Origin of the sequence: Pantoea sp. JK (assembly GCF_026130245.1) — a bacterium.
GTDB classification, from domain to species: domain Bacteria; phylum Pseudomonadota; class Gammaproteobacteria; order Enterobacterales; family Enterobacteriaceae; genus Pantoea; species Pantoea trifolii.
Map to the genome: position 1 here is coordinate 597,441 of NZ_JAINFN010000002.1, position 24,986 is coordinate 622,426.

General features: G+C 54.7%; 24 protein-coding genes. 10 read left to right on the forward strand and 14 right to left on the reverse strand.

Annotated elements, in window-relative coordinates:
* The first annotated feature begins 62 nt into the window (after window positions 1-62).
* Window positions 63-1,271, forward strand: a complete 1,209-nt coding sequence (locus tag PanJK_RS07300) for an MFS transporter (protein ID WP_265298482.1) — start codon at window positions 63-65, stop codon at window positions 1,269-1,271.
* A gap of 82 nt (window positions 1,272-1,353) precedes the next feature.
* Here PanJK_RS07300 and PanJK_RS07305 read toward each other — a convergent pair whose 3' ends face one another.
* Window positions 1,354-2,190 (reverse strand): alpha/beta fold hydrolase, encoded by an 837-nt coding sequence (locus PanJK_RS07305; RefSeq protein WP_265298484.1) that lies wholly within the window; start codon window positions 2,188-2,190, stop codon window positions 1,354-1,356.
* 108 nt (window positions 2,191-2,298) lie between these two features.
* Between PanJK_RS07305 and PanJK_RS07310 the strand changes: the two genes are divergently transcribed.
* A complete protein-coding gene (locus PanJK_RS07310; protein WP_265298486.1) occupies window positions 2,299-3,297 on the forward strand; it encodes a GlxA family transcriptional regulator in 999 nt (332 codons plus the stop codon).
* Window positions 3,298-3,376: 79 nt separating this feature from the next.
* Window positions 3,377-4,594 (forward strand): MFS transporter, encoded by a 1,218-nt coding sequence (locus tag PanJK_RS07315; RefSeq protein ID WP_256698785.1) that lies wholly within the window; start codon window positions 3,377-3,379, stop codon window positions 4,592-4,594.
* An 11-nt stretch (window positions 4,595-4,605) separates the two neighbouring features.
* On the opposite strand, the gene PanJK_RS07320 is transcribed toward PanJK_RS07315, so the two are convergent.
* Window positions 4,606-6,546: a methyl-accepting chemotaxis protein gene (locus tag PanJK_RS07320; RefSeq protein WP_265298489.1), complete on the reverse strand. Its 1,941-nt coding sequence runs from the start codon at window positions 6,544-6,546 to the stop codon at window positions 4,606-4,608.
* A gap of 264 nt (window positions 6,547-6,810) precedes the next feature.
* On the opposite strand from PanJK_RS07320, the gene PanJK_RS07325 reads away from it, so the two are divergent.
* The gene (locus PanJK_RS07325; RefSeq protein ID WP_265298491.1) at window positions 6,811-7,917 is read left to right on the forward strand and encodes a Fic family protein; all 1,107 of its coding nucleotides are present in this window, start codon (window positions 6,811-6,813) and stop codon (window positions 7,915-7,917) included.
* Window positions 7,918-7,967: 50 nt separating this feature from the next.
* Here PanJK_RS07325 and PanJK_RS07330 read toward each other — a convergent pair whose 3' ends face one another.
* From PanJK_RS07330 to PanJK_RS07340, 3 genes are all read right to left on the reverse strand, one after another.
* Window positions 7,968-8,312 carry a YebG family protein gene (locus PanJK_RS07330; protein WP_265298493.1) on the reverse strand — a complete coding sequence of 115 codons (345 nt, stop codon included), beginning with the start codon at window positions 8,310-8,312 and terminating at the stop codon, window positions 7,968-7,970.
* 73 nt (window positions 8,313-8,385) lie between these two features.
* Window positions 8,386-9,180, reverse strand: coding sequence for an SIR2 family protein (locus PanJK_RS07335; RefSeq protein WP_008108794.1), 795 nt, complete (start codon window positions 9,178-9,180; stop codon window positions 8,386-8,388).
* Window positions 9,177-9,737: a non-canonical purine NTP pyrophosphatase gene (locus tag PanJK_RS07340; protein ID WP_265298499.1), complete on the reverse strand. Its 561-nt coding sequence runs from the start codon at window positions 9,735-9,737 to the stop codon at window positions 9,177-9,179. Before PanJK_RS07340 ends, PanJK_RS07335 begins: the two co-directional genes overlap by 4 nt.
* Before the next feature lie 199 nt (window positions 9,738-9,936).
* Between PanJK_RS07340 and PanJK_RS07345 the strand changes: the two genes are divergently transcribed.
* Window positions 9,937-11,298 (forward strand): putative bifunctional diguanylate cyclase/phosphodiesterase, encoded by a 1,362-nt coding sequence (locus tag PanJK_RS07345; RefSeq protein ID WP_265298501.1) that lies wholly within the window; start codon window positions 9,937-9,939, stop codon window positions 11,296-11,298.
* 50 nt (window positions 11,299-11,348) lie between these two features.
* Here the strand turns inward: PanJK_RS07345 and PanJK_RS07350 are convergent, their stop codons facing one another.
* The 9 genes from PanJK_RS07350 to PanJK_RS07390 form a co-directional block, all read right to left on the reverse strand.
* A complete protein-coding gene (locus tag PanJK_RS07350; protein ID WP_265298503.1) occupies window positions 11,349-11,579 on the reverse strand; it encodes a hypothetical protein in 231 nt (76 codons plus the stop codon).
* Between the two features lie 245 nt (window positions 11,580-11,824).
* Complete coding sequence (locus PanJK_RS07355) at window positions 11,825-12,730, reverse strand: ABC transporter substrate-binding protein (RefSeq protein WP_265298505.1); 906 nt, start codon at window positions 12,728-12,730, stop codon at window positions 11,825-11,827.
* Window positions 12,730-13,524 carry an amino acid ABC transporter ATP-binding protein gene (locus PanJK_RS07360; RefSeq protein WP_265298507.1) on the reverse strand — a complete coding sequence of 265 codons (795 nt, stop codon included), beginning with the start codon at window positions 13,522-13,524 and terminating at the stop codon, window positions 12,730-12,732. The genes PanJK_RS07355 and PanJK_RS07360 overlap by 1 nt, the downstream gene beginning before the upstream one ends.
* Window positions 13,508-14,434, reverse strand: coding sequence for an amino acid ABC transporter permease (locus PanJK_RS07365; protein WP_008108808.1), 927 nt, complete (start codon window positions 14,432-14,434; stop codon window positions 13,508-13,510). Before PanJK_RS07365 ends, PanJK_RS07360 begins: the two co-directional genes overlap by 17 nt.
* Before the next feature lie 9 nt (window positions 14,435-14,443).
* Window positions 14,444-14,956, reverse strand: coding sequence for a GNAT family N-acetyltransferase (locus tag PanJK_RS07370; protein ID WP_061719549.1), 513 nt, complete (start codon window positions 14,954-14,956; stop codon window positions 14,444-14,446).
* 9 nt (window positions 14,957-14,965) lie between these two features.
* Window positions 14,966-15,898: an ABC transporter substrate-binding protein gene (locus PanJK_RS07375; RefSeq protein WP_265298511.1), complete on the reverse strand. Its 933-nt coding sequence runs from the start codon at window positions 15,896-15,898 to the stop codon at window positions 14,966-14,968.
* 18 nt (window positions 15,899-15,916) lie between these two features.
* The gene (locus PanJK_RS07380) at window positions 15,917-17,230 is read right to left on the reverse strand and encodes an LLM class flavin-dependent oxidoreductase (protein WP_265298513.1); all 1,314 of its coding nucleotides are present in this window, start codon (window positions 17,228-17,230) and stop codon (window positions 15,917-15,919) included.
* An 82-nt stretch (window positions 17,231-17,312) separates the two neighbouring features.
* Complete coding sequence (locus PanJK_RS07385; protein WP_265298515.1) at window positions 17,313-18,470, reverse strand: amidohydrolase; 1,158 nt, start codon at window positions 18,468-18,470, stop codon at window positions 17,313-17,315.
* Window positions 18,471-18,492: 22 nt separating this feature from the next.
* Entirely contained in the window at window positions 18,493-19,488 is a 996-nt protein-coding gene (locus PanJK_RS07390; protein WP_256698798.1) for an MsnO8 family LLM class oxidoreductase, read from the reverse strand.
* Window positions 19,489-19,858: 370 nt separating this feature from the next.
* Between PanJK_RS07390 and PanJK_RS07395 the strand changes: the two genes are divergently transcribed.
* From PanJK_RS07395 to PanJK_RS07415, 5 genes are all read left to right on the forward strand, one after another.
* Window positions 19,859-20,836, forward strand: a complete 978-nt coding sequence (locus tag PanJK_RS07395; protein WP_265298519.1) for a TRAP transporter substrate-binding protein — start codon at window positions 19,859-19,861, stop codon at window positions 20,834-20,836.
* A gap of 48 nt (window positions 20,837-20,884) precedes the next feature.
* The gene (locus PanJK_RS07400) at window positions 20,885-21,391 is read left to right on the forward strand and encodes a TRAP transporter small permease (RefSeq protein WP_256698800.1); all 507 of its coding nucleotides are present in this window, start codon (window positions 20,885-20,887) and stop codon (window positions 21,389-21,391) included.
* Between the two features lie 12 nt (window positions 21,392-21,403).
* Window positions 21,404-22,690 (forward strand): TRAP transporter large permease, encoded by a 1,287-nt coding sequence (locus PanJK_RS07405; protein ID WP_179452705.1) that lies wholly within the window; start codon window positions 21,404-21,406, stop codon window positions 22,688-22,690.
* 473 nt (window positions 22,691-23,163) lie between these two features.
* Window positions 23,164-23,364: a hypothetical protein gene (locus PanJK_RS07410; RefSeq protein ID WP_256698802.1), complete on the forward strand. Its 201-nt coding sequence runs from the start codon at window positions 23,164-23,166 to the stop codon at window positions 23,362-23,364.
* Entirely contained in the window at window positions 23,357-24,979 is a 1,623-nt protein-coding gene (locus PanJK_RS07415) for a TIGR04028 family ABC transporter substrate-binding protein (RefSeq protein ID WP_258145704.1), read from the forward strand. Before PanJK_RS07410 ends, PanJK_RS07415 begins: the two co-directional genes overlap by 8 nt.
* The last annotated feature ends 7 nt before the right edge of the window (window positions 24,980-24,986 follow it).

Genomic DNA, 24,986 nt, shown 5'->3' on the forward strand with positions numbered 1-24,986 from the left:
CGATCGATACATATATTCATGGCGCTTCGCGGCGCTGTTGCAAATCAAGAGCAGGCTAAATAATGAATTCAACGTTTAAGCACGAAGAAGCCCAACGGCTGCCAATCCTGGCGCTTTTGGCGCTCGCAATGGCAGGTTTTATCTGCATCCTGACTGAAACCATACCCGCCGGATTGCTGCCACAAATTAGTCAGGGGCTTAATATTTCCCCCTCGCTGGCCGGTCAATGGGTTACCTCCTATGCAGCCGGTTCGCTACTGGCCGCGATTCCGCTCACATTGCTGACCCGAAGCTGGTCGCGCCGGGTTGTGCTGCTGAGCACCGTGTGTGGATTTCTGCTGTTTAACACTCTTACCGCCGTCTCTTCTGACGTTGTCATCATCTTAATAGCGCGATTTTTTGCTGGTGCGTCAGCCGGTTTGGCGTGGAGTCTGATTGCGGGCTATGCGCGAAGAATGGTGGTTCCATCGCTGCAGGGACGCGCATTGGCGCTCGCCATGGTGGGCACGCCAATCGCTCTTTCACTCGGTGTTCCGGCAGGCACATGGATGGGTTCGTTGCTGGGATGGCGTCTGACATTTGCCGCCATGTCGGGTCTCTCTCTCATTCTTATCGGCTGGATTTTGCTGGCCGTACCGAACTATCCCGGCCAATCTGCCACGCAAAAAATGCCGCTCGGCGCAGTATTACGCCTCCCCGGCGTAAGTGCCGTGCTCGGCGTGGTGCTGACCTGGATGCTGGCGCATAACATTCTCTACACCTACATTGCACCGTTCATTGCTTCAGCCGGTCTGGCTGATCGCGTGGATGTGGTGCTGCTGATCTTTGGTATTGCGGCATTGGGGGGAATATTCATTACCGGTAAGATCATTGATACGCATCTGCGCAAAGCGGTGCTGCTGTCACTCTCCATCTTTGCTGCGGTGTCGGTGATTTTTGGTCTAAGTACGCCAACACCCGCCGTGATCTATGCGGGCATAGCCGTTTGGGGACTCACCTTCGGCGGTGCCGCGACGCTGCTGCAAACGGCTCTGGCAGATGCCGCCGGCGAATATGCCGATGTCGCGCTCTCCATGAATGTCGTCACCTGGAACAGCGCTATCGCCCTCGGCGGTTTGACCGGCGGAATGTTGCTGGAACATGTCGGCTCCCAATCTTTTCCGTGGGCGATTCTGCTATTGCTGTTGGTCGCGTTGGGAATTGCGCTGCGTGCTAAGCAGGGTTTCCCGGCTGCGAACAGCCGGCAAACCGGCATGACACCGGTGGCTTAGCGTAAACATACATTGCACATGCTGTAGCGGCGCGATTTATCGCGCAAATAATTGCGCCGCTACGATTCGTGAACTCGGTAATTTACGCTTTCGCAAACGCTAACAAATCGGGGTTAATCTGCTCAGGATGCGTCGCGAACATACCGTGCGACAAACCTGGGTAGGTTTTCAGCGTGCCCTGTTTCAGCAGCTTAATCGCCTTATGCGCCGAATCATTAATCGGCACTACCTGATCGTCTTCCCCGTGCAGCAGCAACACCGGCACCGTGATCGCTTTTAAATCCTCGGTAAAATCAGTTTCCGAGAAGGCAGTGATACAGTCGTATTGCGCCTTCGCGCCGCCCGCCATGCCCTGACGCCACCAGTTATCGATCAAGCCCTGACTGACTTTCGCCCCCGGACGGTTGAAACCATAGAACGGACCCGCTGGCACATCGATAAAGAACTGCGCGCGGTTGGTTGCCAGCGCCGAGCGGAAACCGTCAAACACCGATTTCGGTAAACCTTCCGGATTGGCGTCGGTTTGCAGCATGATTGGCGGCACTGCGCCCATCAACACCGCCTTCGCCACGCGGCCTGGCTCAGCGTGCGCTACATAACGCGCCACTTCACCGCCACCGGTTGAGTGACCGATATGGATAGCGTTGCGCAGGTCCAGCGCTTTAGCCAGTTCTGCCACGTCGGCGGCGTAAGTGTTCATATCGTTGCCGCTATCGGTCTGATCGGAACGGCCATGGCCGCGACGGTCGTGGGCGATAACGCGATAACCTTGCGCCAGGAAGAACAACATTTGGTTATCCCAGTCATCGGCGCTTAACGGCCAGCCGTGATGAAACACTACCGGTTGGGCGTTTTCTGGGCCCCAGTCTTTGTAAAAGATTTTGGTACCGTCTTGAGTGGTGATGATGCCGTTGCTCATGAGTAAGTCCTCTGTATGTGATTGTCTGCGTTCGATGGGCTTATTGTCATGGAAAGCGGCAACGGCTAATATTGTCAAATATGACACATTAAGGGCCGTAACTGACAAATGATAAAAACTGATGAAAGCAGCGTTGTCGCGGAGATTGGCTTAGTGATCTATCCCGATTGCCAACTCGCGGCGATATATGGCTTAACCGATATGTTCAGGATTGCTGCGGAATGGGCCGAGAATATATCGGGTGAAGAGCGCAAGCGGACGATTCGTGTCTCACATTGGCAGATTGATGCGCATAGCGATCACATGGTTTGCGTCTGGGATAGCCATCCCGATACAGCACATCGCCTGAGCCACGTGATTGCGCCGCCAAGTCTGGTGGTGCCAGCGAAAATGGTGCCCATGAAGGTGCCCGCCAACTGGATGAGTAAGCTTTATGACGCAGGCGTAACACTCTGTTCGGTGTGCGCCGGTGCCTTTGTGCTGGCCGAAACCGGACTGATCGATCATCGTCGCGCCACCACGCACTGGGCCTTTGCACAGACGCTGTCGGAGCGTTTTCCTGCGGTAGACGTCGCGGTGGAAAATATGGTGATTGACGATGGCGACATTATTACCGCCGGTGGGATTTTGGCGTGGACGGATTTGGGTTTAACGCTGATCGAAAAAGTGCTCGGTACCGGCACCATGCTGGCGACCTCACGCTTTTTACTGATCGACCCGCCGCGACGCGAGCAAAGCATCTATTCGGCATTTATCCCCAATTTCGATCACGGTGATAGCCTGATTCTGCGCGCACAGCATCATCTTCATGCCCATGTTGCCGAGCAGCACAGCATTGAGAGCATGTCGGCGCTGGCAAGCATGACGCCACGTACTTTTCTGCGCCATTTCCAGAAAGCGACCGGCCTGCGACCAACGGATTATTTGCAGCAGGTACGCATTATGAAAGCGCGCGACGCGCTGGAGCTGAGTAATCGTTCGGTCGATCAGATCGCCTGGGAGATCGGCTACAGCGACCCTTCCGCTTTCCGCAAAATTTTCCGCAAGCTCACCGGCGTCACGCCCGGCCAGTATCGGCAGCGGTTTGGTACCCGGCAACATAATTAACGCCCATCACAGCAGGAAAATTGCCGTTTTCCTGCCATGATTACGTTCGTCCCGTTCCGATTACTTGCTAAGGATTTCTATGCCACTGCGTTCGCTTCAGGCTCTGTGTCTGGTTAACTTTTTTATGGCTGACGTACGAGATGGTCTTGGGCCTTTTCTCGGCATATTTCTGACAGAACGCCACTGGAATGCAGGAGATATTGGCTGGGTGATGACCGCCGGTGGCCTTGCAGGGCTGGTTGCCACCCTGCCGGCGGGTTTAGCCACAGACGCTACTCGCCATAAACGATCGTTGCTGCTCATCGGTTCACTCCTGATCACCCTATCCACCTTACTGCTGTGGTATTTCCATCAGGGATGGATCGTGGTTTTATCGCAGATTGTGACTGGCCTTTCCGCCGCGCTCATCGCGCCGATGTTGACGGGTATTACCCTTGGCCTGGCCGGTCCGCAAGGATTCAGCCATCAAATGGGGAGAAATGAAGCCTTCAACCACGGCGGTAATATGACAGCCGCCATTATTGCGGGTGCTTCAGTGTGGTTGTGGGGCACGGGTGCGGTGTTTGTACTCATGACAACGATGGCGCTGTGTGCAGGTGCAGCCGTGCTGGCTATTCGCCATAATGACATCGATAACCTTGCCGCGCGCGGGCTTTCTGGCAGCGAATCGGTTAGCAACGTCCCACGTCTTTATCAGATTGCCCGTAATCCTGCCGTCATTATTACGGGAGTTACGCTGTTACTCTTCCATCTTGGCAATGCCGCGCTGTTACCTATGCTGAGCCTGCGGGTGGCGGCAGCACACAATGCAGCCATCAGCCCCGGACTTTATGCTGCCGCCACGGTGGTTATTTCACAATGTGTGATGATTCCCATGGCGCTGTATGCTGCACGTCACGCACCGCGTTTTGGCTATCCTGTGCTGATCACGGCGGCGCTGCTGGTGCTGCCGTTACGTGCGTTGATTGCCTCCGCTTTTGACGGCGCTTATTTCATGATTCCGGTACAGATTCTGGATGGCGTAGCGGCGGGTCTGCTGGGCGTGGCGGTGCCGGGTTATATCGTGAAGGTGCTCGAGGGCAGCGGACATACCAATGCCGGTCAGGGCTTTATCATGCTCATGCAGGGCATCGGCGCGGCAATGAGTCCCGCGTTGGCGGGAAACATTGCCGCAGCCTATTCCTATCGCAGTGCATTTGCCGTGCTGGGCGCGATCGCCCTGGCGGCGCTGATCACCTGGTGGATAGGCAGCCGTTATTCAGAGAAAAACGGCGTGCCACGCTCAGCGCGTTCTTAGCTAAGGCTCGATTAACTCAGCTGGAAACGCCCAACGGTGTTCGCCAGCTGCGAAGCCTGATCTTCCAGCGAACTGGCGGCGGCAGACATCTCCTGCACCAGCGCGGCGTTTTGCTGCGTGGTGCTGTCCATCTCGTTCACCGCGATGGTCACCTGGCTGATGCCGCGCGCCTGCTCATCGGACGCAATCACAATTTCACCAATGATGGTGCGCACTGAATTCACCGCCTGGGTCATCTCCTGCATGGTTCTACCGGCATCCTGCACCAGCTGCACGCCGCTGCCGACGCGCTGCGTGGATTCTTCAATCAGCGCGCCGATATCTTTCACCGCATTGGCGCTGCGCTGGGCCAGATTACGCACTTCCGACGCCACCACAGCAAACCCGCGCCCTTGTTCCCCGGCGCGTGCCGCTTCTACTGCGGCGTTCAGCGCCAGAATATTGGTCTGGAAGGCGATGCTGTTGATGATGGCGGTGATGTCACCAATCTTCTTCGCGCTATCGTCGATCTGCGCCATGGTTTGCACCACTTCGCCCACCAGCGTTTCACCGCGGCTGGCGATATGCGTGGCATTGTCGGTCAACGTTGTTGCCTGATGCGCGTTGGTGGCGTTGTGTTTCACCGTGGCGGTGATCTGCTCCATGCTGGCGGCCGTTTGCTCCAGCGCGGCAGCTTGCTGCTCAGTGCGCGAGGCCAGATTGAGGTTGCCGCTGGCGATTTCACCCGCGCCCTGACGCACCGACGAACTGGCATCCTGAATCTGTCCCACGATATCGCGCAGCTGGTTTTGCATGGTATGCAGCGCATAGAACAAGCTGCTGTTATCGCGACCTTTAAGCGTGATGATGTTATCGAGTTTGCCATCGGCGACGGCCAGCGCGATGGTCGCGGCTTCCAGCGGTTCGCCACCAATCGGCTTCAGCACTTTGCGGCTGAACAGCATACCCAGCAGCGTACACACCACCAGAATGCTGATGATCATCAGGATCACCGCGTTGATCAGTTGACGATGTGCCGCAGCCATTACCTGGCTGACCGGCGCAACCACGCCGAGATACCATTTCTGATCGCTGTTACCAATTACCACCGGCTGCCACGTCACCAACACATCTTCATCCAGCAACGCATCATGATGCTCCATCACGCTGCTGCTGAAATTGTTGGTATCGCCTTTCCACGGCTTGCTGGTCTGGCTTTTATCTGGATAAGAGACCACATTGCCCGCGCTGGAGAGCAACATCGCATAGCCGCTGCCTTCCCACGGTTTGATTTTGTTGACCTTCTCCTGCAGTGACGCCAGCGAAATGTCGGACGTCACCACGCCCCACAATTTGCCCTGGCTGACAATCGGCGCCGCCACCGAGGTTAGCAGCGTCGGCACGCCGTTGTAAGCGTAGCTGTACGGTTCGATCAGCATGTCTTTCTGGCTTTTTTGTGGCAGCAGATAGTAATCGCCCTGACCCGGCGTGAAGATAGAGGTCAGCGGATGCATGTTGAATTTGCCGGCTTGATCGCGATCGACGAAAAAGGCGTAGCGCCCTTTGGGTGCCGCGTTGGGTTGGGTGGCAAACTCCGCGTCACGTCCGTCGAAGGCGTTCTCTTCAAAGATCACCGAGATCGACAGATAATCAGGATTATCGCGCAGCGCAGATTCCATCAGCTTATCGGCGACTTTACGATCCTGAATTCCCGCCGCTGGCAGCGCAATCAGGCTGTGGCCGAGGTTGTGCGCCACATCGCGCGCATAACTGAGCTGATGCTGAATTTGCAGCGCCTGGCTTTGCGCTATCTGCTGCAGGTAGTTTTCAGCCAGCGACTTTTGTTCATTACTGGATTGCCAGCTAAGCACGCCGATGGTCACGGCAAAGCCGAGCGTGATGGTTAAGGCGCCCGTCAGCAGCATCTGCGTGCGGGTGCTCATTTTTTTCTTAGGTGATGCGTGTTTGGCCATTATGGCGCTCCTGGAGTTGACACTTTTCGGTAATCAGAACCACTCCCTGTGCGCGTACATCCCTTTGAACACTCTATCGGCGCGCAGCGGGGGAACTTGATGGCGACGCACTAAACTCCGTAGGGTCGCCATTAATGGCGACCGGCTTTAGCCCAGCGCCCGCTCCCTTCTGGTCAATGAGCCGAATAAAGGCTATTATTCAGCTCACTATATGAGCCGAATATCAACCCTATTCAGCTCATGCAATTCAGGAGTGAGCTTATAATGTGGATTTGGCAGCAGCCCGATTGGCCGCGGTTTCGCTGGCAGGATGAAAAAATACTGCCGCGCCTGCGCCAGTTGCAGCAGCAACGCGGCGTCTTGCTGGGCCGCGCCAGCGTGCAAGATAACAGCGATCAACAAACGCTGGATACGCTGCTCAGCAATATCCTCTCTTCTTCAGCGATTGAAGATGAGCGCGTCAACGCGCAGTCGGTACGATCTTCGCTTGCCCGCCGTTTAGGCGTTTCACTCGATCAGCCTTACCCGGTTTCCGAACGTTCAGAAGGTTTGGCAACCATGATGATGGATGCCATTACGCAACGCGATCAGGAATTAACGTTGGCGCGTATATGTCAGTGGCATCGCTGGCTGTTTCCCGAAAGTGAATGGACCATTAAGCGGTTAAATGTCGGCACGCTGCGCGGCGATGAGCCAATGCAGGTGGTTTCAGGCCGTATCGATCGACCAACGGTACATTTCGAAGCGCCAGCACGCGCCGGGCTGGAAGCGCAGCTAGAGCAATTTATTGCCTGGTTTAATTACAGCCGCGAGGATCCGCTGCTCGATCCGCTGTTGCGCGCCGCGTTGTGCCACTTGTGGTTTGTTACGCTGCACCCGTTTGATGACGGTAATGGACGTATCACTCGCGCCCTCACAGATTTGGCGCTGGCGCAGGCTGATAGCCAGAGCATCCGTTTGTATGCCATGTCCGCATCGATTCTGGCGCGACGTGCCGATTATTACCGCATCCTGCAGGAGACGCAGCGCGGCGCAATGGACGTCACCGATTGGTTGCTGTGGTTTTGTGATGTGCTGAATGAAAGTCTTGAAAAGGCACTGGAAACCGTCACGCGCACGCAAAATAAAGCGCGCTTCTGGTTGATGCACAATGCAGCTGAATTGAGTGCCGAGCAAACCCGCGTGCTGAATCGCTTACTGGATGGCGGAGAACAGGGGTTCAGTGAAGGCATCAGCGCAGGCCAGTACCAGAAAGTGGCGAAAGTGAGTAAAGCTACCGCGACGCGACATCTGACTGAATTGCTGGCGAAAGGGTGTCTGGAGAAATTACCCGGCGGCGGGCGCAGTACGCGGTATCAGATTAAACATTGAGGGTGCGGAAGATTATCAGGTGCGCATCAATGCACACCTGACGAAACCAATTACGCCGCTTTAACGGCGCGAACTTTCTTTTCCGGCGCTGCCGTTTCCGCTTCGGTCTCGGTTTCCGCAGAAGCTTCAGACGCTTGCGAAACCTCTTCCTTTACGCTTTCCGGCAGCTTGCTGGTGCGCAGGATATGCTGCACCGCGTCTTTCTGTTCAGCCAACAGCAGACCCAATGCTTCGGCCTGCGCTTCACCCAGTTCAGGCTGATGCTGCTGCAGCCAATCGGTGAAAGCGTCTGCCATATCCAGCATTTTATCCCAGGCATCCGCGTCTTTTTTATTGGCAAACGTCATTTTTTCTTCACCCTTTCTGACTACAACATATTTGGTTTCGACTGCCATGATGCACCTCGGTTAACTGTATTTATATACAGTATATTCTGAACAAACTTTTCCAGGCAATGACTTTCTGCCTTCAAGCCAGTAATTCTTCCAGAAACAGCGCCAGCGCTTTGCGCGGATCGTCCTCTTCCGAGACGATCATCTCAATGCCCCATTGCCCCAACACCTCTTTCGCCACCGGATTATTGCGGTTGGTGAACAGGTACGATTTCGGACGCGCGGTAGCCAATCCGGTGCGGCCCCACATTTTTGTCAGGCGGTAGAATAACAGACGAATATTGAAATCACTGATGCTGTAGCCCACAAACAACACCGAGTTGCCCATCACGTCGTGCGTGAGTTTGATATCCAGCGGCGAATCAAAATAGAGCCGTTCAAAGTAGCTGCTTTCATCTAGCACGATGGAAGTATCGTCGTCGAAATCACCATGCAACTTAATGATATGGCGCTTATCTTCGGTCAACGATACCAAATCCGCCGCATTCGCCACTTTGCTGTAAGGCACGTTGTGCGCCTCATGCGCCATCTCCAGCCAGCGATCGTAATTGGTGGTATAGATGCGTGAGAAGTTGCCTTGCGTGATCATGGTGTGGATTTCAGAACTGCGCACATCAATATCCGGACGATGCCATTCGCGATCCATCCAGCTGCGCAGCGGTCCCAGCGAGCCTTTACGTTGTTTGTAATACTCCGCCAACGACAAATGCGTGCCGTAGGTGTTGAAGATTTTCGGGTCGTAGCCCAGTTCTTTAGCCAGATGCGCAATCAGCTCATGCCATTCTGGTAAGCCCAGATTGCGCGAAATGCCCGCACCGGCAAACAGAATCAATTTACCGGCATCGTAGGCGCGTTTAAGCTCGGGTTTCATGCCAATCCCCGCGATGTTTTCAAAAAGGTAGCGAAGCGGTCCAGCGCCAGGCGGCGCATCGAAATCTCATTTTTCAGATCGCCCATTTCGGCGAAGGTTTGCGTGTGCCCTTCCGGGATAAACACGCAGTCCCACTGAAATTCGCGTGGACCGGCCGGCTCGGTGGCGATGGTGCCACGCAGTTCGCCTTCGAACTGATACATTTTTTGCCCGTCACAATAGCCAAGCACGGTTTTCGCCGTGACGCAGGGACTATCCAGCCCGTTCACCAGTTTGGTGAAGCGCTCGGCATTCAGGCGGCTCCAGAAGATGCGCGTCAGCCCAGCAGGTAAGCCGTTGAGACCATCCAGATAGAGCCCGGTGTGCTCGACAAACAGCGGACGACCAATAATCGAGAACGCTTTGGTGAGCTTGTCGCGCACCAGTTCGACCTCATTTTCAGTCTGAATCTCTTCAATACGGCGTGCGATGGGCAGCACTTCGACACCGACCGGCTCAAGGATGGTACGCACCTCGGCCAGCTTAAGCTCGTTGGCAGACAGGAATCGTATTTTCATTGCAATCAGTACGTTGAAAGTGGGTTTAAGCTCAGTAAAAGCCTTTCCGTTGGTAGATGATTCTAACGTGCATACCGGGAACTGGGTAGGAACAATCCATTATTTAAGTAAACAAAACTATGACTTTCACCAGGCATGAATCTAAAATAATTATGCGACGCTAGTTGAAAAATATGACAAAGAAAAATGAGAACCTCAGATGAACTCTTATTTTAATTCCAGATATTCCATGCTAAGAGATTTGCCCTTCATTTTGCAGGGTGATAACCCAGAGAAAAAATTACGCTTAACGCTGCTGATTGCTGGATTTTCCAGCATCCTGGCGGGTTTTTATATGGTAGCGACTAATTTCATTAGGGGAGAAATTGGTGTCACAGCCTTATATTGCCTGAGTACCGCGATAGGATTTTATAATGTCGTAGCGGCTTTCAGTAACCGGCTGAACAAACATCTCTACATCATCGTCCATGCTTTGTTACTGATCATAATGCTGCTTTTCCTGCTGGATAATGGTCATGCGGTAGAGAAACACTCCGAATACAATTATTTGGTGGCGTTAACCGTGGGTTCAGCATTGGTATTACGCCAGCAAACCACTTACTTAAGTAAAATATTCCCGTTAATCTGCCTGGCGGTTTATCTCTTTTTTATTTCTACCGGATTAACATGGCAACATAGCGCCTTTGAGCTCAATATTCCGCATGAGTCCGGCTTTTATATCGTTAACTGCGCTGTGCCGATGATCGCACTCTTGTTGACGGCATTCACACTGCGTGGCAATTACTCTGAAACCGATTTAATCAAACGCGAACTTTCACAAGCTATCGAAAAAAACCAGCTGGAACTCTATTACCAGCCACAGGTGGATAACCATAAAAAACTGATCGGCTTTGAAGCCTTGCTACGCTGGAAGCATCCTTCTAAAGGCTTTATCTCGCCAGAAGTGTTTATTCCCGTGGCCGAGAAAAGTGGTTTGATAATAGAGATTGGCAAATGGGTGATGGAACGCGCCTTGCAGCAAATCGCCGAATGGGATCGAGGTCAGTATCTCGGTGATTTGGTCTTTTCGATTAACATCAGTCCGCTGCAGTTGATACACCGGGATTTCACCCAGGATACCTTGCTGACGCTGTCACATTATAAAATCCGTCCAGAGCGCCTGAAGTTTGAAATTACTGAAACCACCTTTGTTTACGATCAAAAACGCATTGGCGAGGTGATCAGCCATTTTAGTCAGCTGGGTGTTAGATGGGCGATTGATGACTTTGGCGTCGGCTATTCATCGCTTAAATCGATCAGTGATTTTGCTATTAATGATATTAAGATTGATAAATCGTTAATCATGCAGATTTTTAAAAACGAATCATCCGCCATAGTGGTGCAGAAAACCATCGAGTTATCGCGTGAAATGGGACTGAATGTGCTCGCCGAAGGCATTGAGAGTGAGGAGTATTTTACCTACCTGCGTGATAGAGGTTGTCATTTGTTTCAGGGCTACCATTTCGCCCGCCCGCTGCCGGTTGCTGATGCGCTGGTCTGGATCAAAAAAGCGAAAATATAACCCAGCTTTGTAGGGTCGCCATTTATGGCGACCGTTCCAGCTCATACAATTTAAAACAGCAGTTTCGCGAGGTAAAGCCCCAATCCAAGAGTCATGAATTGCATTGTTATTAGCCATTTAGTTTGTGTCATTATCGCTTTATATACATCGACCTTTACCGACCCCACCTCAACTCCCACGGACTCAATATCTTGCTTAGTGGCATAGCTAGATTTGTTTCCTGCCACATCGGTGAAAAGAATACTAACATGATCTTTAGGTCTGCTAACTCTTTCCTGCATTCCCTTACCTCCTTTGAATGAACGTCAACCAAACATAAACGCGAACATCCTGACATTGAAATGCTTTTAAAACATTAGCGATTCGAATAATAAAACGATGTTTTACGGAAAATATTTTTTAATCAGCAGATCACATATTAAACAACAGAAAATTAAATATGAGCCAACCTAAAACCCAATGAAATAAAAAAGGCTCACAACTTTTACATCGTGAGCTTTCTCGCAAAATTTAGCGGATTAGAAAATCACTGATAAACAATCCCCGGCGGATTGACCTGCGAGGTTTCCACCGCCTCTTCCTGTTCGCCCCAGCGTGCCAACACTTGTTTATATTCTCCGCTGGCAATCGCACCGTTGATCGCCTGCTGCAGCGCCACATCCAATCCATTGCCCTTCTTAGTGGTCACCGCTACCCACGCACGGAACGGGCCGTGGCCGACGATTTTGTTTTGCCCGCGCGAAGCAACTTTCCATGCTGCCATTGCCTGCGGGCCAAACGATGCGTCAGCACGTCCAGAAAGCAGCGCCAGCGTAGCCGCAGCATCATCGTTGAGATAGATCGGTTGCACCGGCGCCAAGCCCTGCGCGCGGTTCTTCTCATCCCAGCTGAGTAAAATCCGCTCCTGATTGGTGCCCGAACCAACGATGATGCGCTTACCCGCCACATCTTCGCGGCCTTTAATCGCGGTGATTGCGCTGTTAGTTTTCACCGCAAACGCATGGTTATCCGCGCGATAGGTAGCGAAATCGAACTTCTTTTTACGCTCTTCGGTAACGGCAATATTGAACATCGCCACGTCGTAACGTCCGGCGGTGATGCCCAGCGGCCAATCTTCCCAGGCGGCTGGCACCAGTTTCAGTTTTAAGCCCAAACTATCCGCCAGCAGACGTGCAATATCCGGATCGCTGCCAATCAGCGTTTTATTATCCGACGCCCACAACCCGATGGGCGGCGAATTCATCGACGTGGTGGCAACGGTCAGATAACCCGGATTAACAAAGTGAAAACCCGCCGGAATTTTCGCGATAGCCTGTGGATTCGCCGCAATGTTAATTGGCGTTTCGTTGTTTTTGGCATCCAGCGTTTCTGCTGCGATGGCTGGCGCGCCTAACATCACTGTCAGTAACGCCGCAATAATCACTCGTTCCATTAAAGTACCCGCGCCAGAAAACGTTTGGTGCGCTCGTGGCGCGGTTGATTGAGCACCTGATGGCTGCTGCCCTGCTCAACAATGCGGCCATCGACCATAAACACCACGTTATCCGCCACTTCTCGCGCAAAACCGACTTCGTGCGTGACAATCACCAGCGTGGTGCCGGAACGCGCCAGCTTTTTAATCACATCCAGTACTTCGCCCACCAGTTCGGGATCGAGCGCCGACGTCGGTTCATCAAACAGCATCACACGTGGGTTAAGCATCAAGGCTCGCGCAATGGCGATACGCTGCTGCTGGCCGCCCGACAAATGGCGCGGCCAGGCATCGGCTTTATGGCGCAGGCCAACCACATCCAGCAACTCACCGGCGCGATCGATCGCTTCACGGCGCGACAGCTGACGATGCGCAATCGGCGCTTCAATCAGGTTGTCCAGCACCGTCAGATGCGGGAACAGATTGAAGTTCTGGAACACGTAGCCAACGTTGATGCGCTGACGCAGAATCGCCTGCTCTTTCAGCTCATACAGCTTATCGCCGCGACGCTGATAACCAATGTAGTCGCCATCGATCTGGATATAGCCTTCATCGACGCGCTCCAGATGGTTAATGGTGCGCAGCAGCGTCGATTTACCCGAACCGGATGGCCCGAGAATCACCGTCACCGATCCCGGTTCCAGCTCCAGCGACACATCATCCAGCGCTTTCAGTTTGCCGAACGACTTGCTCACGCCGGTGATGCTGATGGCGCCAGCGCTATGCAGATTGCGGTAATCAATGGCTTCGGACATGGGAAAGCTCCTCGGTAGCAGGTTTGGCGCTGCGGTTACGCCATTGACGCCAGCGCGACGGCTGCGGTTCACGGGTGACACTGCGCGCCAGCCAGCGCTCAACGCTGTGCTGCAGCAGTGACAAGACGGTGGTGATAATCAGATACCAGGCCGCGCCGACCATCAGCAGCGGAATCACCTGCTGCGTGCGGTTGTAGATCATCTGGATGGTGTAAAACAGTTCCGGCATCGCCAGCACGTACACCATTGAGGTGCCTTTGGCGAGGCTGATGATTTCATTAAAGGTGGTGGGAATAATCGCGCGCAGCGCCTGCGGCAGAATGATGCGGAAGGTGCGGCGCGTGGAGGATAATCCCAACGCCGATGCCGCTTCAAACTGGCCGTGATCGACACCCAAAAAGCCGCCGCGAATGATCTCGGCGCTATAGGCGCTCTGCACCAGCGTCAAACCAATCACCGCCGCCGGGAACTGGCCGAGCACGTTGATGGTCTGGAAGTGGCCCCACGACAGCGCGGTAAACGGAATGCCGAGCGACAGCGTGTCGTACAGATAGGAGAAGTTGTAGAGGATGATCAGCACCACAATCAGCGGCAACGAGCGGAACAGCCAGATGTAGCCGAACGCCAGCGTGCTGAGCAGCCACGATGACGAGAGGCGCGCCAGCGCCAGCAAACCGCCAAAAATCAGGCTGAGAATGGTGCCAAACAGCGTCAGCAGCAGCGTTTGCCCCAAACCGCTGAGGATCACCGGATCAAAAAACCATTTAGCGAACACGCCCCATTCCCAGCGCGGATTGAAGGCAACCGAATCAATCACACTGGCCAGAATAAACAGCGCGACAATCGCGCCGACGGTACGTGCCGGATAACGCGCCGGCACCACGGTTAAACGTTGTGGTTCATTACTCATTGCAACTCCTTAGCTGGCCTGCGCCACGCTATGCACATCAATCACTTTCAGGAAGCGCAAGCGTCCATCGTGTGGCGGCTGGCTGTAGACTTCCATATCCTCCAGCAGCTCAAACTGTGGCTGATAACCGTGGCCGATATACAACTTCACCGCTTCCGGCTGGCGGAAACCGGTGGTGAGAAACACGCGCTGGTAGCCTGCACGCAGCGCGCGACGCTCCAGTTCCTGCAGAATCAGCAGCGCCAATCCCTGACGTCGTAGATCGCTGCGCGTCCAGATGCGTTTAAACTCAGCGGTCACCGCGTCATAAGGTTTGTACGCGCCCATCGCGATGATCTCGCCGTCACGCTCCAGCACGATAAACAGCCCACGCGGCGGCAAATACCATTCGGTCAGCTCAACCTCTTTTTGGCTGGTGAAGAACGCGCCGTAGCGCGCGCTGTATTCACCAAACAGTCCGGTCAAAATCGGCTGCAGCTCAGGCGCTTCCGGTGACACTTCGCGGAACAGTTGCTCGCTCATGCGGCCTCCTTAATCGCCCAATCCGGCCGGATTGATCTCTGAACTGTCGATACGCTCAACGCCTTCACCCCAACGCTTCAGCACCTTGTCGTAATCGCCGTTTTTGATCACGCCATTCAGCGCGGTGTTGATCGGCTGCACCAGGCCGCCATTTTTCTTCACCGTCACCGCGATATGCGCCGCTTTCGGCCAGCCACCATCAACGCTGCCAACCAAACGCGTTTGTTTAGTTAGCGCCGCTTTCCATGCGCCAATCACGTTCGGACCGAAAAAGGCATCGGCGCGACCGGACTGCAGCGCCAGCGTTTGTGCCGCATCATCTTTGGTATACACCGGCGTAAACGGCTTCAATCCTTTGGCCTGATTGGCTTTATCCCACGCCAGCAGGATCGATTCCTGATTGGTGCCAGAGCCGACGATAATGCGCAGTCCGGCAATATCTTCCGCTTTAGCGATCGCCTTAATCGGGCTGCTGGATTTGACGTAAAAGCCGAGTGAATCTTTGCGATAGGTGGCGAAATCGAAGCGCTCTTTGCGCTCTTTGGTGACGGTCACGTTACTGATCGCCGCATCGTATTTGCCCGATGCCACGCCCAGCGGCCAGTCTTCCCAAGAGGTTGGCACCACGTTGAGTTTTAAACCCAGGCTGTCGGCGACTAAGCGGGCGATATCCACTTCGCTGCCGAGCAGGGTTTTGTTGTCATCACTGAATACGGTTAATGGCGGCGAATTCAGCGCGGCCACCGCCACGGTGAACGAACCCGGCACCGCGAAGCGATGTCCAGCCGGTATCTGCGCCACGGCAGCAGCATTCTTCGCGGTATTGATCGGCGTTTTATTGGCCTCAACACTGACGTTCTGACCATTAACCGCCACATCATCGGCGAATACAGCGCTGCTCATGCCCAGCAACAGCAGCGCGATAAGGGATTTTTTCTGCATAGCGTTTATTCTCGTGTTTTATTTTTGTGTGTATTGATTAACCGGATCTTTCAAACCAAAGCTGGCGCGCAGCGTGGTGCCGGGATAGTCGCTGCGGGTTAACCCGCGCGCTTGCAGAATCGGTACCACGCGATCGACAAAGCGTTCGAAGGTATCTGGCGTGCCGCCCTGAATGATGAAGCCATCGGTGGCTTCGCTCTCAAACCACAGCTGCAAACCGTCGGCCACCTGCTCTGGCGTGCCGTGAAACAGCGGACGCGGCGTGGCGGCTTCCAGCGCCGCCTGACGCAGCGTGTGGCCATGCTCGCGCGCCTTGCGTTTGATTTCGTCGGTGGTGCTGCGGAAGCTGTTTTGCCCGATATCGCCGAGTGCCGGGAACGGCTCATCCAGCGGATATTGTGAAAAGTCGTGATGATCAAAGAAGCGACCGAGATAGTTGAGCGCATCTTTGATGGAAACCAGCGCGGCGGTGGTTTGATACTGCTGCTCCACATCTTCCGCACTGTCGCCCACAATCACGCCAACGCCCTGGAAAATGTGCAGATCGCCCGGCTCGCGGCCATTCGCCACCAGCTGTTTTTTCACATCGCGGTAGAATGCCTGCGCTTCTTCGCGCGTCGGCTGGTGGGTGAAGATGGCGTCAGCATGTTTAGCGGCCAGCTTGCGGCCATCTTCCGATGCGCCCGCCTGGAACACCACCGGACGTCCTTGTGGCGTGCGTTCGATATTCAGCGGTCCTTGCACCTGGAAAAAATCGCCGTGGTGATTCAGCGTGTGCAGCTTTTCGGGATCAAAGAACTGGCCGCTCTGTTTATTCCGCACGAAAGCATCGCCTTCCCACGAATCCCACAGCCCTTTCACCACTTGCAGATACTCATCGGCGATGCGATAGCGCAGCGCGTGTTCAGGATGCTGCTGACGCGAGAAGTTCTTCGCCGATCCCTCCAGCGGCGAGGTCACGACGTTCCAGCCCGCACGACCGCCGCTCAGATGATCGAGGCTGGCAAACTGACGCGCCACGGTGAACGGCTCGCTGTACGAAGTGGAAACCGTGCCAACCAAACCGAGATGTTCAGTGACGCCCGCCAGCGCTGACAGCAAGGTCAGCGGCTCGAAGCGATTGAGAAAATGGGGAATTGATTTTTCGTTGATGAACAGGCCATCGGCAACAAACAGGAAATCCAGCTTGCCCGCTTCCGCCTTGCGTGCAATGTGTTTGGCGTAATCAAAATTGATGCTGGCATCCGCCAGCGCCGCCGGATGACGCCACGCGGACATATTGCCGGATGCGCCATGCAGAATGGTGCCCAATCGCAGTTGTCTTGCAGTCATAATGTTCTCTCTTTTGCCAAAGCGCAGCCTGACGGCGACATCGTGTCGCCGTGCAGAATCGAAATGAAATCAGTGAATCGAGCTAGTTCAGAATGGCGTCACGACATCGCGCATTGAGGTGCTGCAACGCTTGCTGAGCCAGTTGCGTAAAGTAGTGTGCAGCGGGGGCAATCAGCGCTTCATCGGGATTGAAGCCGCCATGATGCAGACCAAATTCGCTCGCGCTGCCAATGCTGACAAACTCGCCGGGGATCTGCTGTAAGTAGTAAGCGAAATCTTCGCCGCCGAGGTGCAGCTCAGCGGTCTGCACGCGGTAACCCGCCTGCTGCGCCACGTTGCTGGCAAACTGCGCCCAACGCGCATCGTTTTCCAGCACCGGCGGACCGGGATGCCAGCTAAAAGTGGCGCTGGCACCGTTGGCGGCGGCGATGTTCTCGACCAGCGTGCGGGCGCGCTGTTCCAGCTCGGCGCGCACCTGTTTGTCATGGGTGCGCACCGTACCGCCAAATTCGGCCTCGCCGGGCAGCACGTTCCAGGTTTTTCCAGCGTCGATGCGCGTCACGCTGAGCACTAAGCTGTCCAGCGTATTAAAGCTGCGGCTGGTGAGCGATTGCAGCGCCTGAATGATCTGGCTGGCGACCACAATGCTGTCCACGCCCTCTTCCGGATGCGCGGCGTGCGCACCTTTGCCGAAAACGCGCACGATAAACTTATCCGCATTGGCGTAAAACGCGCCGCCGCGTGTGGCAAAGGTGCCGGTCGGCAAACCGGGTTCATTGTGCATGCCGAAAATCGCCTGCACCCCGTCCAAAACGCCCGCATTGATCAACTGGCGAGCGCCGGTGGCGTTCTCTTCCGCCGGTTGGAACAGAATACGAATGCGGCCTGGCAATTGATCTTCAACGGCTTTCAACTGCAAGGCCGCGCCGAGCATTACGGCGGTGTGTACGTCATGACCGCAGGCGTGCATCACGCCGCTATTGCGCGAACGAAAAGCCAGTCCGGTGGCTTCATGAATCGGTAGTGCATCGATATCGGCACGCAGCGCAATCAGCGTGTCGCCGCGCCCCACTTCCACGATCACGCCGGTTTCCAGCGGGTAATCCAGCAGACGCAAACCGGCGTCCTGTAACCAGCGGCGCAGGCGCGCGGTGGTTTCGACTTCGCGACCGGATAACTCCGGCCAGCTGTGCAGCTCACGTCGCCAGTCAATCAGCTGATGTTCGCTAAATTGCGTCATACCTGCCTCCGTAAGCAGCAAATCAAGCCGTGACTAAACGGTGAGTGGCCAGCAGTTCAAGTGATTTCACGCGCGCCTGCTCTTCAGCCACCGGCGTATCAATCACAAACTCTTCAATGCCGAAATGCTGATGCAGCGCATCCAACTTGGCATGCACCTGCGCGGCGGTGCCTTTCAGCAGCGACGGCGTGCGCGGTTCAATCACGTAATCGCTGTAACCGCCCTGACGCACGTAGCGTTCGGCCTGCTCGACGCTGCCGACATTCACGCTTGGGCCATCTTTCACGCTGACGTGATACACGCGCAGGTTATCCACCAGCAGATCGGCTTCTGCCGGAGAATCTGCCACCACCACTTGTACCGCCACCAGCGCGCGCTGTCCGTTGCTGTGCTGGCGATAGCTGTTAAGGACTTTTTCCATTAATTGCGGATCGCCGTTGTGATGCGCAGCGAACACCAGCTGCCAGCCGAGTTCCGCCGCCAGTTTGGCGCTCTCTTCACTGGCACCCAGCAGGAAACGATTGGCCGGACGCGGCGGCTGCGGCGTGGCGCGCAGAATTTCTTCGTCGCCCACCGGCGGCACATGCAGCCAGCTATCCAGCAGCGTCAACTGTTCGGCGAAGCTGCCTTTCTCCTGCAGATGTACGCCCAGCTGCAGCGCACGCGTCGAAAGCGGCAAGCCGCCTGGCGCTTTGCCGACGCCGACGTCAATGCGTCCCGGCGCTAATGACGCCAGCAGGTTGAAGTTTTCCGCCACTTTATACGGGCTGTAATGTTGCAGCATCACACCACCGGAGCCGACGCGAATGTGTTGCGTCTGGCCGATGATCCAGGCGATCAGCAGTTCCGGCGACGGGCTCGCCAGACGATCGCTGTTGTGGTGTTCCGCCAACCAGAAGCGGTGATAACCCCAGCTTTCCGCCTGCTGCGCCAGCTGTAACGTGCGGTGCAGCGCGTGGCTGGCTGTCTCTCCATCAGCAATCGGCGATTTATCCAGCAAACTCAGTCGGTATGACATGCGCCTTATCCTTATCGTCATGAATATGGCGAGTAGTGTGTGGCGCAGAAGGCGGGTTCGTAAAACATGATATTGTCGTATCTATATTTACTTTATGCATATCAGGGAGATAGATTGGACCGTTTGGTGTAAACTGCTTTGAAAACACACAATTATCCCCGCTGAATAGGGATTGTTGTGGTGATGTTTTGAAAATGTGATATTCAATATAAAATTATTAAAACATCGTTTCAAAATGTGACGCAATTCATCCAATCGCCATTCCCTTATTTTTCCAGCCACTATTTTCTCTATGCTGGCACCACGCGGCACCTCTCGACAAAATCAATGCGCCGCACCTTCCTGCCTCCCCCTTAGCTGGAGAAAAAGCATGACGTTTAAAAAATTACTTCTGGTCGTTTCGTTATCCTCTGCGGCAGCGTTTTGCCCTGCCGTGGCGTCCGCTAAAGTCATCAAAGTGGCCGAAGTACAACCGGCGGGTTATCCCACCGTGGTAGCACTTGAACACATGGGCGAGAAGCTGAAAAAAGCCACTGACGGGCGGTTAGAGATGAAGGTTTACGCCGGTGGCGTATTGGGTGATGAAGACCAAACGCTGCAGCAGGTGCAACTGGGCGCGATTGATATGATTCGTGTTTCGCTGGCACCGGTCACCAGCATCGCGCCGGAAACCAGCGTATTAACCTTGCCGTATGTTTTTCGCGATGAAGATCATATGCACAAGGTGCTGGATGGTGATATCGGGAAAAGTATCGTCGAGAAATTCGATAACGATCCCAACGCCCGCATGATTTTCCTCGGCTGGACCGACGCCGGTGTGCGCAACATGATCACCAAAAAACCGATCGCCAAACCCGAAGATCTTAAGGGCATGAAAATCCGCGTGCAAAACAGTGCGATCTCTTTGGCGACCTTGAAAGCGATGGGAGCGAATCCGGTCGCCATGGGCGTGAGCGAAGTGTTTAGCGCCATGCAAACCGGCGTAGTCGATGGCACTGAAAACAACCCACCCACCTTCGTCGCCCACAACTATATGCCCGTTGCGAAGTATTACACCCTGAGCGGCCACTTCATTCAGCCTGAAATGATCCTCTACTCCAAACCGTTGTGGAATCGTCTCTCAGCGGATGACCAGGCGTTGCTGAAGAAATTAGGTAAAGAGGCGCAGGAGGAAGAACGTCAGCTTTGGGCAACCTACACCCAACAATCCATCGAGAAGATGAAAGCCGGTGGCGTGACCTTCCAGCAAACCGATCGTGAAACCTTCATGAAAGCCACGCAGCCGGTGCGCGATCAGTTTGGCGGCAACTATCAGGATTTGATGAAACAAATTGCTGATGTGAAGTAATCCTCCCCACGCCACGTGCCTGCGTGGCGTTTTAATCAGGTAAACATTATGACTGCATATTCTCGTCTGATGGATGGGCTTTATTTGCTGTGCATGGCGATTGCCGCCGTTGCCTTGTTGATCATGGTGACGGTGATTCCCATCGGGATTTTCTCACGCTATGTGCTGAACGACGCGTTATCCTGGCCCGAACCGGTCGCCATCATTTGCATGATCATCTTTACCTTTATTGGTGCGCCAGTCGGGTTCCGCGCCGGCACGCATATTTGCGTGTCGATGATGACCGACCGGCTCTCGCCCGCCAATCAGCGCTGGCTGCTGAAGTTGTCTGATGCGCTGATGATCATCACCTGTCTGGTGATTTTCCGCGCCAGTTACAACCTGTGCGAAGCGATGTGGGTGCAAACGCTGGCCTCATTGCCGGTGGTGACCTACGGCGAAATGTATTTGCCGATTCCGGTTGGCGCAATCTTTACGCTGTTGTTTGTGATTGAGCGATTGGTTAATGGCGATCAAAGCCAACGCGCCATCGTGACTCTTGGCGGCACCCACTAAGCGGAGAAGAAAATGGACGCACTGATTTTGATAGGCAGTTTGGTGGTGTTGCTGCTGGTGGGTTTTCCCGTGGCATTCGCCGTTGGATTGAGCGCGTTTATCGGCGCATGGTGGATCGACTTACCGCTGGAAGCGGTGGTGATTCAGATTACCAACGGCATCAACAAGTTTTCGCTGCTGACCATTCCCTTCTTTATTTTGGCTGGCGCGATTATGGCGGAAGGCGGCATTGCGCGGCGGTTGGTTAACTTCGCCTATATTTTCGTTGGCTTTATTCGCGGCGGTTTGTCGCTGGTGAATATTGTCGCCTCAACCTTCTTTGGTGCGATCTCGGGATCTTCGGTAGCGGATACCGCCTCGATTGGTTCAGTGATGATTCCGCAGATGGAGGAGAAAGGCTATCCGCGTGATTTCGCTGCAGCGGTGACCGCCAGCGGCTCGGTACAGGCGGTATTAACCCCGCCCAGCCACAACTCGGTGATTTATTCGCTCGCCACCGGCGGCGTTGTCACCATCTCTTCGCTGTTTGTCGCCGGGATTATTCCTGGCCTGCTGCTGGGTTTCTGTTTGATGGTCATGTGCCTTGGCTTTGCACGTAAACGCGGATATCCCAAAGGCGAACGCATCCCTTATAAGCAGGCGGTGAAAATCTTCTTCGATGCGTTTTGGGGCCTGTTCACCATTTTCATCATTCTCGGCGGGATTCTTTCGGGTGTTTTCACTGCCTCAGAATCGGCGGCCATCGCCTGCATCTGGGCGTTCTTTGTCACCATGTTTATTTACCGTGATTTCAAATGGACGCAATTGCATATTCTGGTATTCCGCACCATCAAAACGGTAACCATTGTAATGGTGTTGATCGCCTTCGCTGCCGGTTTCGGTGCGGTGATGACCTTTATGCAATTACCGACCATCATTACCGAAGCCTTTACCCAATTCTCCAGCAACAAGTATGTGATTTTGATGTGTATCAACCTGCTGTTGCTGGTGGTGGGAACGTTAATGGATATGGCGCCGCTGATCCTGATTCTGACCCCGGTACTGTTACCGGTAGCCACCGCGCTGGGCGTCGATCCGGTGCATTTCGGCATGATCATGCTAACCAACCTCGGCATCGGTTTAATTACGCCACCGGTTGGCACGGTATTATTTGTCGCCAGCGCAGTGAGCAAGCAGAAGATTGAGCAAGTGGTATCCGCCATGCTGCCGTTCTATGGCATGTTGTTTATTGTGCTGATGCTGATTACCTATATTCCGGCGATATCGCTTTGGCTACCGCGTTTAATGGGCGTGATGTAACAACCGGTCAAATCAGTGCTTTAATTCTGCTGCGGGCTCTGACACATCTACTGCGTCACGGGCCGTCCTCGCGCCGCTAGCGCGGTACCTTCGGCTCTCACATTGTGCCGACGGACCATTCGGGGATCGGCCATCCTGGCCGGCCCCGAATTGCCTCACGCATCCATGCGTGAGGCTCCTGGCCCAACGTAAAAGCCTCAGCGCTGCGGATAGCCCTTTTGCCGCAGCAGACGCGCCAGCGCCTCTGGCAAATGTGCCCTTTTCAACAACACGCACTGAAGGTTTGGAGCAGGCCGGGGCCGCTTTTGGGCCGGCAATCCACAGCGCTGAACGAAGCGAGGAAGCCAGGAGAGCCCGCAGGACGCGGGCGAAAGGCGGAGCCGGGACAAGGACGTCCCGTCTCCGCCGCTCCGTCAGGCAGACAAGCGAAGTGAAGGTACCGCGTAAGCGGCGCGAGGACCGCAGGACCAAAAGTGGCACCGGTCAGCGCCATCGCCGCTGGCTTAGCTAATAAGCATTACGCCATTTATGGCAACCCATCGTATGACCAGCACGCCTATTTATTTTTTTTAGCAAAGCTTAGTGCAATTCCTTGGTTCAACTCCCGTGTGCGGCATTCAATGATGAAAACCGCCCGTCGGGCTATTGATAAAAAAGGGAAACACCATGACTAAGCATTTTCACTTGCAGGCGTTGAGTTTGGCCCTGCTCTCAGGGATTTTTAGCGCCCACGCGGCAGACACGCCGGTTAAAGGCGGCACGCTGGTTTATCTCGAACAACAGGCGCATACCAACCTTTATCCCCCCGCCGGTGGCTTTTATCCCAATGGCGGAATTCTGAATCAAATCACCGATAAACTGACGTGGCAGAATCCAAAAACATTACAAGTTGAACCCTGGATTGCCGAAAGCTGGAGCAGCAACGCGGATAAAACCGAATATACCTTTAAAATTCGTCCCGGCGTCACCTTCTCCGATGGCACGCCCTTAGATGCCAATGCGGTAGCCAAAAACTTTGATACTTACGGTCTGGGAAATAAAGCCCAGCGCCTGCCGGTTTCCGAAGTGATCAACAATTACGACCGCAGTGAAGTTATTGATCCTCAGACGGTGAAATTCTATTTCAAAAAACCGTCTCCCGGTTTTTTACAGGGCACCGCAACGATTGGCTCGGGCCTGGTTTCTCTCAGCACGCTGCAACGTAGCTTCGATCAACTCGGCGATGCGCGTCATATTATCGGTTCCGGTCCATTTGTGGTCAGCGATGAAAAACTCGGGCGCGAAGTCGATTTAACCGCGCGCAAAGATTACCAATGGGGCCCGAAAAATCTCGCCCAGCAAGGTCCAGCCAATCTCGACGGCATTAAATTCATCGTCACGCCGGAAGACAGCGTGCGCATCGGCGCGCTGCTGGCGGGTCAGGCCGACTTTATTCGTCAGGTGCAAGCCTATGACGAAAAGCAGGCGCAGCAACAGAACTTCCCGATTTACGCTGCACCCACGCGTGGCGTCAACGACAGCATCAGCTTCCGCCCGGATAACCCGCTGGTCAGTGATGTGAAAGTACGTCAGGCGCTGCTGCACGCCACCAACGCGCAGCAAGTGGTGCAAACCCTGTTCTCACCAAACTATCCGCAGGCTACCTCGGTGATCGCCACTTCGGCGGCCGGTTACGTCAATCTGGCCGACAAGCTGAAATTCGATCCGGCGTTGTCGAAAAAACTGCTGGATGAAGCGGGCTGGAAACCGGGCAGCGACGGCATCCGCGAGAAGGATGGCAAGAAACTGGCGCTGACCATTTATGAATCGCTGCCGCAGCCGCAAAACAAAGAGGTGCTGCAGCTGGTGGCACAACAGTGGCGTCAGGTTGGCGTTGCGCTGGCGGTGAAAGCCGGTGATGCCGGCAGCCGCGTGCTGGATAACCTCGATCCGCTAAAAACCCCGCTTACCGTTTCCGAAGTGGGCCGCGCCGATCCTGACGTGGTGAAGAGCCAGTTCTATCCAACCAACCGCGATGCGCTGCTGCAGAAAGGCGGCTCCAGCGACAAGGTGCAGAACTTCCGCGACGACAAACTCAACACGCTGTTACTGGCTATCTCCTCGGAAGTCGATCCGGCGAAGCGTCTGGCAGTGACCGGCGATGCGCAGCGTTATCTGCTCGATCAGGCCTATGTGATTCCGATCTTTGAAGAACCGCAGGTGTTTGCCGGTGCGCCTTGGCTGAAAGGCGTGAATTTTGAAGCTGTGGGTCGTCCGTCGTTCTACGGCGCGTGGCTGGAAAAACACTAAGGCAGGT

Bases quoted from the DNA above. Each gene is read 5' to 3' on its own strand.
- PanJK_RS07310 (WP_265298486.1), top strand. From the start codon at position 2,299: ATGATAAAAACTGATGAAAGCAGCGTTGTCGCGGAGATTGGCTTAGTG.
- PanJK_RS07300 (WP_265298482.1), top strand. From the start codon at position 63: ATGAATTCAACGTTTAAGCACGAAGAAGCCCAACGGCTGCCAATCCTG.
- PanJK_RS07375 (WP_265298511.1), bottom strand. From the start codon at position 15,898: ATGCAGAAAAAATCCCTTATCGCGCTGCTGTTGCTGGGCATGAGCAGC.
- PanJK_RS07390 (WP_256698798.1), bottom strand. From the start codon at position 19,488: ATGTCATACCGACTGAGTTTGCTGGATAAATCGCCGATTGCTGATGGA.
- PanJK_RS07380 (WP_265298513.1), bottom strand. From the start codon at position 17,230: ATGACTGCAAGACAACTGCGATTGGGCACCATTCTGCATGGCGCATCC.
- PanJK_RS07305 (WP_265298484.1), bottom strand. From the start codon at position 2,190: ATGAGCAACGGCATCATCACCACTCAAGACGGTACCAAAATCTTTTAC.
- PanJK_RS07345 (WP_265298501.1), top strand. From the start codon at position 9,937: ATGAACTCTTATTTTAATTCCAGATATTCCATGCTAAGAGATTTGCCC.
- PanJK_RS07335 (WP_008108794.1), bottom strand. From the start codon at position 9,180: ATGAAACCCGAGCTTAAACGCGCCTACGATGCCGGTAAATTGATTCTG.
- PanJK_RS07320 (WP_265298489.1), bottom strand. From the start codon at position 6,546: ATGGCCAAACACGCATCACCTAAGAAAAAAATGAGCACCCGCACGCAG.
- PanJK_RS07370 (WP_061719549.1), bottom strand. From the start codon at position 14,956: ATGAGCGAGCAACTGTTCCGCGAAGTGTCACCGGAAGCGCCTGAGCTG.
- PanJK_RS07325 (WP_265298491.1), top strand. From the start codon at position 6,811: ATGTGGATTTGGCAGCAGCCCGATTGGCCGCGGTTTCGCTGGCAGGAT.
- PanJK_RS07400 (WP_256698800.1), top strand. From the start codon at position 20,885: ATGACTGCATATTCTCGTCTGATGGATGGGCTTTATTTGCTGTGCATG.
- PanJK_RS07340 (WP_265298499.1), bottom strand. From the start codon at position 9,737: ATGAAAATACGATTCCTGTCTGCCAACGAGCTTAAGCTGGCCGAGGTG.
- PanJK_RS07330 (WP_265298493.1), bottom strand. From the start codon at position 8,312: ATGGCAGTCGAAACCAAATATGTTGTAGTCAGAAAGGGTGAAGAAAAA.
- PanJK_RS07350 (WP_265298503.1), bottom strand. From the start codon at position 11,579: ATGCAGGAAAGAGTTAGCAGACCTAAAGATCATGTTAGTATTCTTTTC.
- PanJK_RS07355 (WP_265298505.1), bottom strand. From the start codon at position 12,730: ATGGAACGAGTGATTATTGCGGCGTTACTGACAGTGATGTTAGGCGCG.
- PanJK_RS07385 (WP_265298515.1), bottom strand. From the start codon at position 18,470: ATGACGCAATTTAGCGAACATCAGCTGATTGACTGGCGACGTGAGCTG.
- PanJK_RS07415 (WP_258145704.1), top strand. From the start codon at position 23,357: ATGACTAAGCATTTTCACTTGCAGGCGTTGAGTTTGGCCCTGCTCTCA.
- PanJK_RS07395 (WP_265298519.1), top strand. From the start codon at position 19,859: ATGACGTTTAAAAAATTACTTCTGGTCGTTTCGTTATCCTCTGCGGCA.
- PanJK_RS07360 (WP_265298507.1), bottom strand. From the start codon at position 13,524: ATGTCCGAAGCCATTGATTACCGCAATCTGCATAGCGCTGGCGCCATC.
- PanJK_RS07315 (WP_256698785.1), top strand. From the start codon at position 3,377: ATGCCACTGCGTTCGCTTCAGGCTCTGTGTCTGGTTAACTTTTTTATG.
- PanJK_RS07365 (WP_008108808.1), bottom strand. From the start codon at position 14,434: ATGAGTAATGAACCACAACGTTTAACCGTGGTGCCGGCGCGTTATCCG.
- PanJK_RS07405 (WP_179452705.1), top strand. From the start codon at position 21,404: ATGGACGCACTGATTTTGATAGGCAGTTTGGTGGTGTTGCTGCTGGTG.